This is a genomic window from Variovorax sp. Varisp46 (assembly GCF_059491885.1).
In genome coordinates, this window is the sequence record NZ_CP168515.1 from 1225567 (window position 1) to 1238553 (window position 12987).

Annotated in this window: 15 protein-coding genes and 1 pseudogene; 14 read left to right on the forward strand and 2 right to left on the reverse strand. The window is 66.8% G+C overall.

Annotated elements, in window-relative coordinates:
* Window positions 1–358 precede the first annotated feature (358 nt).
* Window positions 359–1186, forward strand: coding sequence for a DUF932 domain-containing protein (locus ACEN9N_RS05760; RefSeq protein WP_495655547.1), 828 nt, complete (start codon window positions 359–361; stop codon window positions 1184–1186).
* Between the two features lie 78 nt (window positions 1187–1264).
* A complete protein-coding gene (locus ACEN9N_RS05765) occupies window positions 1265–3337 on the forward strand; it encodes a ParB/RepB/Spo0J family partition protein (protein WP_495655548.1) in 2073 nt (690 codons plus the stop codon).
* Between the two features lie 138 nt (window positions 3338–3475).
* On the opposite strand, the gene ACEN9N_RS05770 is transcribed toward ACEN9N_RS05765, so the two are convergent.
* Entirely contained in the window at window positions 3476–3859 is a 384-nt protein-coding gene (locus ACEN9N_RS05770) for a hypothetical protein (RefSeq protein WP_309928872.1), read from the reverse strand.
* 164 nt (window positions 3860–4023) lie between these two features.
* Between ACEN9N_RS05770 and ACEN9N_RS05775 the strand changes: the two genes are divergently transcribed.
* Together ACEN9N_RS05775 and ACEN9N_RS05780 are read left to right on the forward strand one after the other, a co-directional pair.
* Window positions 4024–4332, forward strand: a complete 309-nt coding sequence (locus ACEN9N_RS05775; protein ID WP_495655549.1) for a DUF736 domain-containing protein — start codon at window positions 4024–4026, stop codon at window positions 4330–4332.
* A gap of 601 nt (window positions 4333–4933) precedes the next feature.
* Complete coding sequence (locus tag ACEN9N_RS05780) at window positions 4934–5275, forward strand: DUF2958 domain-containing protein (RefSeq protein WP_495655550.1); 342 nt, start codon at window positions 4934–4936, stop codon at window positions 5273–5275.
* A 30-nt stretch (window positions 5276–5305) separates the two neighbouring features.
* Here ACEN9N_RS05780 and ACEN9N_RS05785 read toward each other — a convergent pair whose 3' ends face one another.
* The gene (locus ACEN9N_RS05785) at window positions 5306–5596 is read right to left on the reverse strand and encodes a helix-turn-helix domain-containing protein (protein ID WP_495655551.1); all 291 of its coding nucleotides are present in this window, start codon (window positions 5594–5596) and stop codon (window positions 5306–5308) included.
* Window positions 5597–5832: 236 nt separating this feature from the next.
* Here ACEN9N_RS05785 and ACEN9N_RS05790 point away from each other — a divergent pair, with 236 nt between their 5' ends.
* The 10 genes and pseudogenes from ACEN9N_RS05790 (at window position 5833) to ACEN9N_RS05835 (ending at window position 12955) form a co-directional block, all read left to right on the forward strand.
* A complete protein-coding gene (locus ACEN9N_RS05790) occupies window positions 5833–6174 on the forward strand; it encodes a DUF2958 domain-containing protein (RefSeq protein WP_495655552.1) in 342 nt (113 codons plus the stop codon).
* A 127-nt stretch (window positions 6175–6301) separates the two neighbouring features.
* On the forward strand, window positions 6302–6541 hold the full coding sequence (locus tag ACEN9N_RS05795; protein ID WP_495655553.1) for a transcriptional regulator domain-containing protein: 240 nt from the start codon (window positions 6302–6304) through the stop codon (window positions 6539–6541).
* 13 nt (window positions 6542–6554) lie between these two features.
* On the forward strand, window positions 6555–7094 hold the full coding sequence (locus ACEN9N_RS05800; protein WP_495655554.1) for a DUF2285 domain-containing protein: 540 nt from the start codon (window positions 6555–6557) through the stop codon (window positions 7092–7094).
* A gap of 92 nt (window positions 7095–7186) precedes the next feature.
* The gene (locus ACEN9N_RS05805) at window positions 7187–7483 is read left to right on the forward strand and encodes a helix-turn-helix transcriptional regulator (protein ID WP_495655555.1); all 297 of its coding nucleotides are present in this window, start codon (window positions 7187–7189) and stop codon (window positions 7481–7483) included.
* Window positions 7484–7511: 28 nt separating this feature from the next.
* Window positions 7512–8330, forward strand: a pseudogene (locus ACEN9N_RS05810) (replication initiator protein A); the annotation flags it as partial.
* Window positions 8331–8536: 206 nt separating this feature from the next.
* A complete protein-coding gene (gene parA, locus ACEN9N_RS05815; RefSeq protein ID WP_495655556.1) occupies window positions 8537–9298 on the forward strand; it encodes a ParA family partition ATPase in 762 nt (253 codons plus the stop codon).
* Window positions 9295–9558: a chromosome partitioning protein ParB gene (locus tag ACEN9N_RS05820; RefSeq protein WP_495655557.1), complete on the forward strand. Its 264-nt coding sequence runs from the start codon at window positions 9295–9297 to the stop codon at window positions 9556–9558. Before parA ends, ACEN9N_RS05820 begins: the two co-directional genes overlap by 4 nt.
* The gene (locus ACEN9N_RS05825; protein ID WP_495655558.1) at window positions 9555–10085 is read left to right on the forward strand and encodes a DUF2840 domain-containing protein; all 531 of its coding nucleotides are present in this window, start codon (window positions 9555–9557) and stop codon (window positions 10083–10085) included. The genes ACEN9N_RS05820 and ACEN9N_RS05825 overlap by 4 nt, the downstream gene beginning before the upstream one ends.
* A complete protein-coding gene (locus ACEN9N_RS05830; protein ID WP_495655559.1) occupies window positions 10082–10615 on the forward strand; it encodes a S26 family signal peptidase in 534 nt (177 codons plus the stop codon). The genes ACEN9N_RS05825 and ACEN9N_RS05830 overlap by 4 nt, the downstream gene beginning before the upstream one ends.
* A gap of 363 nt (window positions 10616–10978) precedes the next feature.
* Window positions 10979–12955 carry a DUF3363 domain-containing protein gene (locus ACEN9N_RS05835; protein ID WP_495655560.1) on the forward strand — a complete coding sequence of 659 codons (1977 nt, stop codon included), beginning with the start codon at window positions 10979–10981 and terminating at the stop codon, window positions 12953–12955.
* The last annotated feature ends 32 nt before the right edge of the window (window positions 12956–12987 follow it).

Genomic DNA, 12987 nt, shown 5'->3' on the forward strand with positions numbered 1-12987 from the left:
CCGGGCCTGCGCGCTTCGCTTGCGTGGGGTCTGCGACGAAGGCGGCCGCTGCCTGTCCAGCCATCTTTCCTTCCCTCATCACCTTGTCCGCGACCGTAGCGCGCGCCGGGGCGCTGTCAAGGCGCGCCAGGCCGTGTCCTCGCCTTCGGCTGCGGGCCGCACCAGCCCTGGCGCTTCTTCCTTGACAGCGCCCCGGCGTGCGCTCCTTGGGTCGCGGGCGATGAACTCAGGAAAGACGGTGGCAACGAGGCCAACCGGGTTCTTCGTGCCGACCGCACCGGAAGACCCGAAGAGGGCTCCGAATCTAGGAATCCGGTGAGGCTTTTTTCAACAGCCAACTTCGTCAGGAGAAATCACCATGCAACTTGCATCCCGTTTCGCCAACCACTCGCCGGTGCTGCGCTCGGAGCATCCCTTGTCGGATGACCAAATACGGACCGTGGCTCCGTCCATTTTCGCGCAGGCCCCGCACGGCAGCCGCTCGGAGCGCTACAGCTACATCCCCACGGCCACCGTGCTGGGGGAACTCAGAGGGGAGGGCTTCGAGCCCTTCATGGTGTGCCAGACCCGCGTGCGGCAGGAGGGGAGGCGCGACTTCACCAAGCACATGATCCGGCTGCGCCATGCCAGCCAGATCAATGGCCGCGAGGCCAACGAAATCATCCTGCTGAACTCCCATGACGGGACGAGCAGCTACCAGATGCTGGCGGGCATGTTCCGCTTCGTGTGCAGCAACGGGCTGGTGTGCGGCGACACCGTGGCCGATGTGCGCGTGCCCCACAAGGGCGACGTGGCGGGCCATGTGGTCGAAGGCGCCTATGCCGTGCTGGAAGGCTTCGGGCAGGCCCAGGAATCGCGTGAATCCATGCAAGCCATCACGCTGGGCGCCGGGGAATCCGAGGTGTTCGCCCGTGCCGCGCTGGCCCTCAAGTACGACGATTCGGACAAGCCCGCGCCCATCACGGAAACGCAAATCCTGATGCCGCGCCGCACGGACGACGACCGCCGCGACCTGTGGAGCGTCTTTAACCGTACGCAGGAAAACCTCATCAAGGGCGGCCTGCGTGCCCGCGCCGCTAACGGTCGCTGCCAGAGCACACGGCCCGTGCAGGGCATCGACCAGAACCTGCGGCTGAACCGCGCCCTGTGGCTGCTGGCCGATGGCATGCGCCAGCTCAAGGCCTGAGCCATTCCGAAGGGGCATGCAGCCCCTCCATTCATTCCTCGGTTTTACGTCTTTCCATCTTTCCGATTGGAGCTACTCATGAACACCGCTACCTTTCAAGAAACCGCTGCCATCGGCGCAGCCGCTTACATCGCCGCATCCGTCCCCACGGGCGGCGCTGCCGCTGTCGCGGCTTCGCAGCAACTGCTGCTCATTCCGCTGTCCAGGCTGCGGCCTTCGAGCCGCAATGTGCGCAAGAGCGGCGGCACGTCGATCCCCGAACTGGCATCGAGCATTGCCCGCGTGGGCTTGCTGCAAAACCTCACTGTGGTGGCCGCACCCGATGGCGAGCACTACGAGGTGGTCGCTGGACGGCGGCGCTTGGCTGCGCTCAAGCTGCTGGTCAAGCGCCGCAAGCTGGCGAAGGACCATGAGGTGCATTGTCTGTTGGTGCAGGACGATGCGGCGCGTACCGTGAGCTTCACCGAGAACGTGCAACGCGAGGCCATGTCGCCCATCGAGGAACTGTTCGCGTGGAAAGACCTCGTGGCCGAGGGCCGTCCGGTGGAGGACATCGCGGCCGACTTCGGGGTGACGCCTTTGGTGGTGCAGCGGCGCCTGAAGCTCGCCAATGTCTCGCCCCGGCTGCTGGCGGACTTCGGATCGCAGGCCGTGACGCTGGAGCAGTTGATGGCGCTGGCCATCACCGATGACCATGCGGCGCAGGAAGCGGCGTTCTACGAATCGCCGCAATGGCAGCGCAGCCCCGAGGCGCTGCGCGATCACCTGACCGGTGACGAGATCGACGCCGGCCGCGATGCGGTGGCGCGCTTCGTGGGGGTGGAAGCCTACGAGCAGGCGGGCGGCGGGGTGCGCCGCGACCTGTTCGCGGACGAGCAAAGCGGCATCTTCCTGACCGATGGCGCGCTGTTGGATGCGCTGGCGCGCGACAGGCTTGCACCGACCGTCGAGCAGGTGCGGGCCGAAGGCTGGGCATGGGTGGATGCCGCGCCGCGTGTCGCGTCCTCCGATCTGTACCAGTTCCAACGCGCGCGCAGCGTGCGGCGCGAACCCTGCAAGGCCGAGGCCAAGCGAATCGCCAAGCTCGAAGATCAACAGGCGAAGCTGCAGGCGCGGTTGGACGACGAGAACGCGGACACGACCGACGAACAGGCGCAGGCGCTGCAGGAGGAAATGGACGAGCTCGGCAACGAGCTGGACGCCATCGAGCAGAGGCTGGTCGAATACTCGCCCGCCGTGGTGGCGCTGGCCGGGGCCGTGGTGTCGCTCGATCCCATGGGCGGCGTGGTCGTGCATCGCGGCTTGCTGCGCGAGGAACAGGCCAAGACCTTGCGGGAGCAGGCGCGGCAGGAAGAGGGCGGAGCGGGCAGCAACCCGGTCGATAGTGACGGACCGGCCAAGCCCGGCATCTCGGAGAAGCTGGCGAAGCGCCTGAGCGCGCACCGCACCGCCGCGTTGCAGGCCGAGGTGGCGCGGCACCCGCAGGTCGCGCTGGTGGCCTTGGTACATCGTCTCGCTATGCGTGTGATTGTGGACAGCTACGGCTCGGGCGGTTCGCCGGTCGATATCAGCGCCACGCCGCAGGACGGGTTGGGGCTGCATGCGCCGGACGTGGCGCAGTCGCTTGCAGCCATCGGCATGACGAAGGTTCGACAGGCTTGGGCCGATCGCCTGCCTGACAACCCGGAAGCACTGTTCGCCGAACTGCTGACCTTGCCGCTGCAGGAACTGCTGTCGCTGCTGGCGGTGTGCGTGGCCTCCACGGTCAGCGTGCTGGCTTCGCACGAAGAGGAGATGCCCGCCGCCGCGCTCGCGCGGGCGGTGAACCTCGATATGCACGACTGGTGGACGCCGACCGCTGCGGGCTATTTCGAGCATGTCTCGAAAGCCAAGGCGCTGGAAGCGGTGCAGGCGTTCGCGTCGGATCAGGTGAACCGGCTGGGCAAGCTCAAGAAGGCCGAGATCGCGAGCGAAGCCGAGCGGTTGGCGGTGGGTACGGGCTGGTTGCCTGTGATGTTCCGGGGGCAGGACGCTGCTGTCGCAGCCGAAGCGGAAACGCGTGTCGTGCCGGAGAGTGAGGTCAGGGCCGAAGCCGTAGGCCGTGGCAGCATCGAGGCGGTGGCCAAAGAGGGTGAGCACGCTACTGCGTGAACATGAGCCCCGGCCTTCGGGCCGGGGCTTTTGAATCGGCGCGACGCGCGCGGCAGGTGTGCCGCGCGCGTTTTGACATCCAGCGGCTGCGCCGCTGAGACCTTCCGGGAGTGCGACCCGCCGATGGGCGGAGCGGGTTCACGACAGGCTTGGCTGCGCTGGGTTCCGGAATGCAGCGTCGTCCTCGACGCTGGCGGCAGGCCACCGTGAACGACGGAGGCCTTCTTCGACAGGCCGTCCGCCATGCCCTTCCATTTCGCCGATGCCGACTTCCATGCCGCTGCGATGCGGCGGTGCGTTCTTTCTGGTCTTCGCGAGGCGGCTACTTTGGCGTTCGGGTGCGGGCGGGTCCATGCCGGAATGCTGTTGCTTCGAGCGGGTACCAGGCTCATGCGTCCTTTGCGAGAACAGGTCCGCGCCCACGGCCTTGTATTTGCCGTGAATCCTGGCGCGGGCACGGCGGCGCTGCTCTTCGTTTCGTTTCGCCTCGGGCTTCCTCGCCGCAACCGTGCGGCCCGACAAATTTCCCCTCTGCTGCGCAGATTCCTCGCGAGGCAAATTTCTCGGGCCTGTCGGTCCTCCGCCGCGCTGCGGCCTTCGGTGCGGCGCGCCCTGACCCGCGCCGTCCGGATCACGCCAAGGCCGCGATGGGCGCGGACCTGGATCAACCTCGAAAGGACTTCATCATGAGCACCATTGGTAACTTCATCGCTTCGGGCAACGGCTACACCGGCACGGTTCGCACCCTGACCTTGAACGTCAAGGTCAAGATCGCCGCCAGCGAGAAGGCGAGCGAGAACGCCCCCGACTTCCGCGTCGTCGCGGGCAACGGGCTCGAGATCGGCGCGGCGTGGAAGAAGGTCAGCAAGGCGGACCGGCCCTACTTGTCGGTGACGCTGGATGACCCGTCGTTCCCGGCGACCATCTATGCCCGACTGGTCGAGGGCGAGGACGGTGCGCACAACCTGATCTGGTCGCGCAGCAAGGGCGACTGAGCGTCGCCTTCGGCGCCCCGTTGCGGCGGGGTGCCGTCTTCCGCCAAGCGCTTCGACGGCCCGCGCGTGTTCGCGAGCCTTGTCGTGTCTGATTTCCAGTTCTTGGGTGCCGTGTTCCTTTGCGGAAGCGCGGATCGGCGCAAAAGCGTGCTGTCGTGTTCGCACTTCGTCGTAAAGCCGATGTCCCGGGTTCGTGTGTCTGCGGCTTTGCGGAGATGCGCCAAGCCGGATTCGCGGTTCAGCGGATGTCAGCAGATGCGCTTCCGAGGTTTCACGGATCCGTGCGTCTCCGGCGGTGCCGGACCGCGCTGTCGTGCTGGCGCATCGAGCCGCCCATGGCGTCTCGCCCCGTTCGGGCTTCCATCCCTGACGCCTTCGCACCTGCGGTGCTGCGCGCAGCCGCTTGCGATGCGGGTGCATGCAGGGGGGGGCTGGGCTTGCTGTTCCCTTCATCGTCGCACGCCGGTCTGGCCGTCAAGGTCTGCGCGTGCCTTGCACGCTGGCGTCCTGGCGGCCGTCTTCGAACCCTGACGACTGCGCTGCGCCGTGCCGCTTCCGGTCTCGGGCAATTCCGCCCGGCATCCTTCCAAGGAGAAAGACCATGACGAAGCTCATCACCGACGAACAACGCGCGCAACTGCTGGCCAACGGCCGGGAGTCGGCCGAGAATCCCGACTTCGATCCGCGGCCGGTCGTCAAGCTGTTCACGCCCAATGCGGGCGCGACCTGGCTGCTCACCGAACTTGATGCAGAAGAAATCGCATTTGGACTTTGCGATCTCGGGCAAGGTTTTCCCGAGCTGGGCTATGTAAGCCTGGCGGAGCTGGAGGCCTTGCGCGGGAAGTGGGGGCTGCCCATCGAGCGCGATCTTTACTTCGTCGCGGACAAGCGGCTGAGCGGCTACGCACATGAAGCGCGGCTGGCAGGCCGCATTGTGGCGTAGCGCCGCGGGCGCGGCCCAACGGCCGCGCTTTCATTCTGTTTGCGAGCCCTGGATTTCGGCCAGTTCACGTCGTACACGCTCGAAGAGCTTGTCTCTGGCCCTGTCGTTGTCACTGTAGGCCAGCGTCAGCAGCGTGAGTGGATGCACGTCCATGGCCTCGCACAGGTCGTTCACCTTGCTTAGGGTCGGACTCTTCAGGCCGCGCTCGAGCGAGCTCAAGTACGTGCGACTCGACACATCGGAAAACGCTTCCTGGCTCAGACCACGAGCTTTCCGGACGGCTTTGAGAGCCGCAGGGAAAGAGTGTGTGGTGGAGGTCATTCGGTCGTTCGTCGAGGAACGGCGATGACACCCTATCGACCTCTATAGAGCTACAATCTATAGTGTTCAAAAGGAGAATTCTCATCAAGACATTCGGCTTTGCGTCGAGCTAAGGCTTTGCCGAATGAGATCTCGTAGTTGGGCCATCGTGCGAGCTTTGAGTCGCATGAAGTCACCAATTCGACTTACAGCTACTCGTTGCTCGCACTAGCATTCCAAGGTCTCTTCTCGAAGCCATGGCATTCCTCACTGAACAGCAGCGTGACCAGATGCTGGCCAACGGCGCGGCGCGCGCCAGTGGGCAGGTCGCGGACCCTTATCCGGTCGTCAAGCTGTACACGCTCGACGCTCCTGCTTGCTGGCTGCTCACTGAACTCGATGCCGACGGCGATCGAGCCTATGGGCTGACCGATGCCGGCACGGGCTTTCCCGAACTCGGGCACGTGAGCCTGTCGGCGCTCGAAGGCGTGCGCGGCCCCAAAGGGCTGCGCATTGTGGCCGATCCGCATTTCAGAGCTCGTCAGCCGCTGTCCGGCTATGCAGCCGACGCGCAGCGCGACGGATCAATCAACGACTGATCCTCTTTGGCGGGCCGGCGGGCGTACGGGATCGTCGCCGCGCGCGCGAGAGCGCATCGCCGCAAAAGCCAGCCGTGCCGGCCACGCCTGTGGCAGCCTCGGCGCAAGCAAAGGAATGAGTTCTGCCATGACCGACCGAAAGGCCGAAGGCCTGCCGAGCGCGCCCTGGGGCGTGTCGGCGGCCTACCTCTACACGCTCGATCTCGACAGCCCCGCGCTCGCGTGGGAGTACCTGCGCCGCCATCCGCAGTACCAGGCGGACTGGGCGCGGCGCGCCGCATCGCTCATGCGATGGGGGTTGCGACAGCGCCGAGGACCCCCGGCTCGATGCGCGCGAAGCGCGGCCATTCTGGATCTCGGCGACTGACGAGCTGCTGCACGTGCGCGCTTCGCGCGCGCATGGTGCGTCGGCGCGGCCGGCCTTCGATCTCTGGCAGGTGCCAGGCCGCAAGCATTTGGCGCTCGGCGGTGTCGGCCTGACGCTGCTGACCAACATATCTGCGCAGCGCATCCGCATGTCGCTGGCCGATGACCTCGTCGATGGCGCAGCCTACACCTGCACCGTCCCGCTCGGTCCTGCCCTGCGCGGCCAATTGGATGCGTTCAACGCGCAGGCACAGGTACTTCGAGGTCACGCGCCGGCATCGGCGCATAAGCGGCCCGCTACCCGCGCCGCGCTTCTGCATCTTCGCGCACTGCAGGCACTCGATGGTGCGCAGGCCGGCGCGTCGCACCGCGACATTGCCCAAACCCTGTTCGGTCTCGAAGCCGTAGTGCGCTGGCACGCCGATGGCGAGTTGCGCGCCCAGGTCCGGCACCTGCTGCGGCGTGCCGAGGCATACATGGGCGGTGGCTATCTGAGTCTCGCGGGCATACGGCGCACCGCAGCCGAGTCCCCCGGAGACGAACCGATGCGCTGAATATCTCCCTGCGCAAAAAGGGCCTTACTCCCGAGACTGCCTCCATCGGGCTGTGAATGGTTCGCGGCCCCGTGACAACGATGGAGGCCCTCATGGCAAGTGCCAGTTCCTTGTTTCCCGCCCGTGCTGCGGCGGCTGCGCCGCGGCCCCTTGCGGTGCCCGCCGCGCCTGCCAACCCCGAGTTCCTGACCACTGACGAAGCGGGCGCTTTCCTGCGGCTGTCCCCACGTACGCTGGAGAAGCAGCGCGTGCTGGGCGGTGGCCCGCGTTTCCGCAAGTTCGGCGCGCGCGTGGTCTATGCGGTCGAGGACCTGCGTGCCTGGGCGAACAGCCGCGCCTACGGCATGACCTCCGATCCTGGCTACGTGCAGCGCGACTCCGTCCGCTGACCGGCACGCAAGGCAGGGAGCCTCACCCATGTCGAAGCGCTCGAGCGAACGCGAACAGCTGTCGCTGTTCCGCGCGCTGCCGGGAGCTGACATGGCGCTGCGCGATGCGCAGGACCTGATGGCCTACCCGTTCTTCTCGCTGGCCAAGTCGGCGCGCATCGTGCCGATCCGCTTTGACGCTGGCGGCGTCTCGCTCACCGTCGAGGGCGTGCCGGAGCACGGCATCGCGACGATCTGGGATGCCGACGTGCTGATCTGGGCCGCGAGCCAGATCGTCCAGGCCAAGAAGGAAGGCATCGCGCCTTCGCGCCTGATGGTGGCCACGCCCTACGAGATCCTGCGCTTCACGCAGCGCGGGACAGGCCGCAGTGACTACCTGGGGCTGCGCGCCGCGCTGGATCGTTTGCAGTCCACCACCGTCGCCACCACGCTGCGCCAGCGCGAGCGCCCGAACGGCACCATGCGCGTCCACCGCTTCTCCTGGATCAACGAGTGGAAGGAGTACATGCGCCCCGACGGACGCGCCGACGGCATCGAGCTGATCCTGGCCGACTGGTTCTTCTCGGGCGTCTTGGACGAAGCCCTGGTGCTCACGCTCGATCCCACGTATTTCCGGCTTTCCGGGGGGATTGAGCGCTGGCTCTACCGGCTCGTGCGCAAGCACGGTGGACGGCAGCCCGGGGGCTGGCGCTTCGACATGCGCCACCTGTACCTGAAGTCGGGGGCGCTCCAGCGCTACCGCGACTTCGCCGCGCATGTGCGAGGTCTGTCTGTGCGACAGGCGCTGCCGGGTTACCGCCTTTTCATCGAGCGCAGCGGCGGCATCGAATGGCTGGCATTCCGCCCAAGCGCAGCCGAGCCCTCCCCAAGCGACTTGTCCACAACTTCTGTTGAAGAACCTGTGGATGACGTGGGGACGGACTCGGTGGATCACCGGCGCGCGACTCGGTGGATCACCGGCGCATCTATCGGTGGATCACCGGCGCCAAACAGCCCGCAAGCCGCGCCCAGCAACGGTTTGGGACCTCCCTAAACATCTAAAGGGATACATAAATGGAAGTCACGCGCGCGCGAGCAGATACTGCTCAAAAGATGGGCAATGGTTCGGCGACTGCAAATCAGGCAGACCCAGCATCCGAAACCAGCTCGCCAGGAAGAGAGGACAGCCGCCCCGGCAAAGTGATCGCGCTGCTCAACCAGAAGGGCGGGGCAGGCAAGACGACACTCGCCACGCACCTGGCCGGCGAGCTGGCAATGCGGGGAAGCCGCGTCACGCTGCTTGATGCCGATCCGCAGGGCTCAGCCCTCGACTGGGCGCAGCGGCGGCTTCAGAGCGGCCAGGAGCGGCTTTGCGGCGTCTTCGGGCTGGCGAGGGACTCACTGCACCAGGAGGCGCCGCAGATCGCTTTGCAGGCCGACTTCGTGGTAATCGATGGGCCCCCCCGAGTCGCGGCCCTCGCGCGTTCCGCGTTGCTGGCCGCCGACCTCGTGCTGATTCCGGTGCAGCCCAGTGCCTACGACGTGTGGGCCAGCCATGAGATGGTGCAGCTCGTCATCGAAGCGAGAGTGTTCCGCCCCGCATTGCGCGCGGCCTTCGTGATCAATCGGCGCGTGGTCGGCACGGTCATCGGTCGTGAAGCGCGCACGGCCCTGGCCGATCAGCCATTCGCTGCACTGCACGCTGAAATCTCGCAGCGCATCGTGTTCGCCGACAGCGTCGCCGCGGGGCGGCTCGCCGGCGAAGCGGCGCCGAAGAGCGCAGCCGCGCGCGAGATCGCCGCACTGGCGCAGGCCGTGCGGGAGATGCTGCGATGAAGGTGCAGGCGCCATCCGCAACGCAGAAGCGGGCACCGATCGGCCGCAAACCGGCGGCCGATCCAGCATCGGCCTGGGTGCGGCGCGCCGACGAACCGGCGGCTGCGGGCAAGGCGTCGATCTATACCGCACGCCTGACCATCGACGTGACGCCCGCGCTGCGCGGACACATCAAGGTGGTCGCGTTCAAGCGCGGCGTGACTGCGGCCGAGATGCTGCGCGAGCTTCTGGAGCGCGAGTACGGCGGAAGCGAGTCATGACAGCGCTGGCTTCGCATTCCACGCCGGCTGTCATCCCGATCTCGCTGCAGGCCGCGCTGCCGCAGCGGCCGGCGCACATGCGGGTGTCGCTCGCGTTCGTCGAACACCGCGTGAACGTCTGGCTGCGCTTCGGCCGACCGGTGCGCGAGACCGTCCTCGACCGTTGGCGGCGCGTCGCGAGCTTCGAGCCGGAGGCGGTCTGCTGCCGCGTCCAGTGGATCGGCAACGACTATGGCACGGCGCTCTGGCAGCTGATGGTGTTGCAGGCGCCAATGGCGTTCGACGACGCGCAGCGCGTTGCCGGCGTGCATCCTGGCGCGCGCATTCTGCTGCGCGCCGATGGCGAGGTGCAGGTCAAGGCCGTGCTCGCGGTGGTTGACGCCATAGAGGCCTCAGGCATCGACCCGTGCGCGGTAGCAATCACGTACTGGCGTACGGTCGGCAACCGGCTGGCTGCACGCCTGCCGCTGCCAGCCTACACCGCCGAACGGCATGCGGCACATCTGGCGCGCGGGGCGCTGCGATGACTCCGCGCCTGTTCTTCGCCTGCATGGGCATCGGCTTGGCTGCGCTGTGCGCGCCCGCCGTCATGCCCGTGGCGACACGCGACCGCGTGCTCGTCGTCTACAACCCGAGCGACAGCGTACCGCGCGGTTGGTACCGCATCAGCCGCATGGAAAGCCTAGCGTCGCTGCACGTAGGCAGCATCGTGCTGGCACGACTTCCCGCCGGCGCGGCCGCCTTCGCGGCCCAGCGCGGCTACCTGCCCAGCGGCGTGCCGATCCTTAAGCGCATCGGTGCCCTCGCGCCGCAATCGGTGTGTGTCCGGAACCAGCTTGTGCGCATCGACGGCGTCGCAATGGCGAACGTGCGCATGCATGACGGCGTGCATCGGCCGCTGCAAGCCTGGTCGCAGTGCCGCCTCCTCGCAGTGGGTGAGCTGTTCCTGCTCGGCGACGCGCACCCGGCGTCATTCGACAGCCGGTATTTTGGGCCGATTGCTGCGTCGGCCGTGCTCGGCATCGCGCAGCCTTTGTGGACATGGAGTGCGTCATGAGCCTCGCGATGTCGAGTGATCGAGCTGCAGCCGGCCGTGCGTCTGCGCTGCATTCTGTCGTGCAGAGACCCCGCCGCCAGCGTGCGGCGCGAGCTGCACCGCCGCGGCCCTCCGGGCAGCGTTGCGCACCCCGTGCGCGGCTGGCGGCAAGTCGGAGCCGGGAGCGGATGCGGGAGGCGGAGACGGAGGGCAAGATAAAAGGGGCGGCACGCCTCGGCCTGCCAAGCCGGTCTGCACGTGGGTTGGGGGCGGCACCGCGTCTGCGGCCTCCAGTGCTGCGCAAGCACGCAATGCTTTGCGAGGCCGGGCTTCGGCGTGTGCCGCTTCCGATCCACTGCGCCATGCTGCGCCGGGGCTTGTGCCATGGCTTCGCGTAAGGGAGTGCAAGACGGCGACCATTTCCGCGTCCGACCGTCGGCGCCGAAGGCGCGTTCCGGCCCGCGTTCTCAGCGTTTTGTCGCGCAGGTGCTGAAGGCTGCTTCCAAGGCGGGTGCGAAGGCCTCGGGTGGCAAGGGTGCGCGGCCTGCATCGACTTTCGGCCGAGGCCGCGTCGCGGCCGGCATTGCCGGTAACCGGCTGGGCGCGAACGCCCGGCGCGTCGTCATCAAGTCCCGCTTCGTGATGCTCAAGAAGGCCGGTTGCCGGTCGGTGGCAGCGCACTTGCGCTACATCGAGCGCGATGGCACAACCCTCGACGGGCAGCGCGGCCAAGCCTACGGGGCGAGCACCGATGCCGCCGACCTGCAGGCGTTCGAGGAGCGTGGCCGGGGCGACAGGCACCAGTTTCGCTTCATCGTTTCGGTGGAGGATGCATCGGAGCTCGAGGACCTGCGTGGCTACACGCGCGAACTGATGGCGCGCATGGAAGTGGACCTGGAGACCCGCCTGGACTGGGTGGCCGTCGATCACTGGGATACCGACAACCCGCACACCCACCTCGTGCTGCGGGGAAAGGTGGGGCAGGGCAGGGACGCGAGGGATCTGGTGATTGCTCCCGATTACATGGCCCATGGCATGCGCCAGCGCGCGAGCGAACTGGCGACCGAATGGCTGGGGCCGCGCACAGAACTGGAGATGCGGCAGGGCCTGCTGCGCGAGGTCGAACAGGAACGGTTCACCAGCCTGGATCGGGTGCTGCTCCGGCAGGCGGCTGTGGATGTGGTGGATCTGACCGCGATACCGGGAGCAGCGGTGGACCGGGGGCGGCGCCAGGCGATGCTGCGTGCGCGGCTGCAACAGCTGCAGGCCATGTCGCTGGCCGAGCGGATTGATACCACCCGTTGGCGGCTGGCAACAGGCATGCAGCAGACCCTGAATGCTTTGGGCGAGCGCGGGGACATCCTGCGTGCGATGCACAAGGCGATGAAAGGCGAACCGCGCGAGTTCGCGCTGGAGGCAGCAGTGACCGGCTCCATGGTGGGCCGCATCGCAGCAAAAGGACTGGCCGACGAACTGAATGACCAGGTTTATCTGGTGGTCGACGGCGTCGATGGGCGGGCGCATTACGTGAAGCTGCCCAAGGGAATCGACCTTGCGGAGCTGCAGGGTTTGCCCATTGGCGGCATCGTGGAAGTGAAGGCCAGGGGTCAACCAAGGGGGGTAGACAGGACAGTGGCTGCTATGTCTCAGGATGGCGTGTACCGCGCAGAGGATCATCTGGCCTACCTGCGAATTGCCCGAGTCAGCGATCCGCAATCCACAGTCGACGTGCATGTCCGCAGGCTCGAGGCGCTGCGCCGCGCAGGGATCGTTGACCGACAGGCGGACGGAGTCTGGCGAGTCCCGCACGATCTGGTGGAGCGGGCTCAGCAGTATGACCAGCAGCGTGCCAGTCCAGTGCTCACGCTGCGTTCACATCTATCTATCGATCAGCAGGCTCGCGTCCTGGGCGCGACCTGGCTTGACGAGCAGCTCATAAATCGTGGACAGGGACTGACGGGCAAGGGATTCGGCCTGGGTGCGCGGGACGCCATGCAGCAGCGAACGGACTTTCTGGTGGAGCAAGGACTGGCTGAGCGTCGGGGTGGGGCCGTAACCTTGGAGCGACATCTGCTGCGGACTTTGCGCGACAGGGAGGTGGCCTTGGCGGGCAGGGCGCTCGAAAGCGAAATCGGAAAGGCCCATCGCGCTGTTCAGGACGGTGATCGGGCGAGCGGTGTCTATCGCTGCACCATCCAACTCAACAGTGGACCTTATGCGTTGCTCGACGGCGAACGGGGCTTCTATCTTGTCCCATGGCGGCCAGTCATCGAAAGCCGGCTGGGGATGCAGCTATCGGCCTCTGTTCGGGGCTCTGCCGTGGACTGGGATCTGACCCGGAGCCGCGGTGTTTCGCGGTGAGGGCGGGTACTATTTCGTCGGCTTCTCAAAGC

Coding starts and splice junctions, on each gene's coding strand:
- ACEN9N_RS05760 (WP_495655547.1), top strand. CDS start 359: ATGCAACTTGCATCCCGTTTCGCCAACCACTCGCCGGTGCTGCGCTCG.
- ACEN9N_RS05765 (WP_495655548.1), top strand. CDS start 1,265: ATGAACACCGCTACCTTTCAAGAAACCGCTGCCATCGGCGCAGCCGCT.
- ACEN9N_RS05775 (WP_495655549.1), top strand. CDS start 4,024: ATGAGCACCATTGGTAACTTCATCGCTTCGGGCAACGGCTACACCGGC.
- ACEN9N_RS05780 (WP_495655550.1), top strand. CDS start 4,934: ATGACGAAGCTCATCACCGACGAACAACGCGCGCAACTGCTGGCCAAC.
- ACEN9N_RS05785 (WP_495655551.1), bottom strand. CDS start 5,596: ATGACCTCCACCACACACTCTTTCCCTGCGGCTCTCAAAGCCGTCCGG.
- ACEN9N_RS05790 (WP_495655552.1), top strand. CDS start 5,833: ATGGCATTCCTCACTGAACAGCAGCGTGACCAGATGCTGGCCAACGGC.
- ACEN9N_RS05795 (WP_495655553.1), top strand. CDS start 6,302: ATGACCGACCGAAAGGCCGAAGGCCTGCCGAGCGCGCCCTGGGGCGTG.
- ACEN9N_RS05805 (WP_495655555.1), top strand. CDS start 7,187: ATGGCAAGTGCCAGTTCCTTGTTTCCCGCCCGTGCTGCGGCGGCTGCG.
- parA (WP_495655556.1), top strand. CDS start 8,537: ATGGAAGTCACGCGCGCGCGAGCAGATACTGCTCAAAAGATGGGCAAT.
- ACEN9N_RS05820 (WP_495655557.1), top strand. CDS start 9,295: ATGAAGGTGCAGGCGCCATCCGCAACGCAGAAGCGGGCACCGATCGGC.
- ACEN9N_RS05825 (WP_495655558.1), top strand. CDS start 9,555: ATGACAGCGCTGGCTTCGCATTCCACGCCGGCTGTCATCCCGATCTCG.
- ACEN9N_RS05830 (WP_495655559.1), top strand. CDS start 10,082: ATGACTCCGCGCCTGTTCTTCGCCTGCATGGGCATCGGCTTGGCTGCG.
- ACEN9N_RS05835 (WP_495655560.1), top strand. CDS start 10,979: ATGGCTTCGCGTAAGGGAGTGCAAGACGGCGACCATTTCCGCGTCCGA.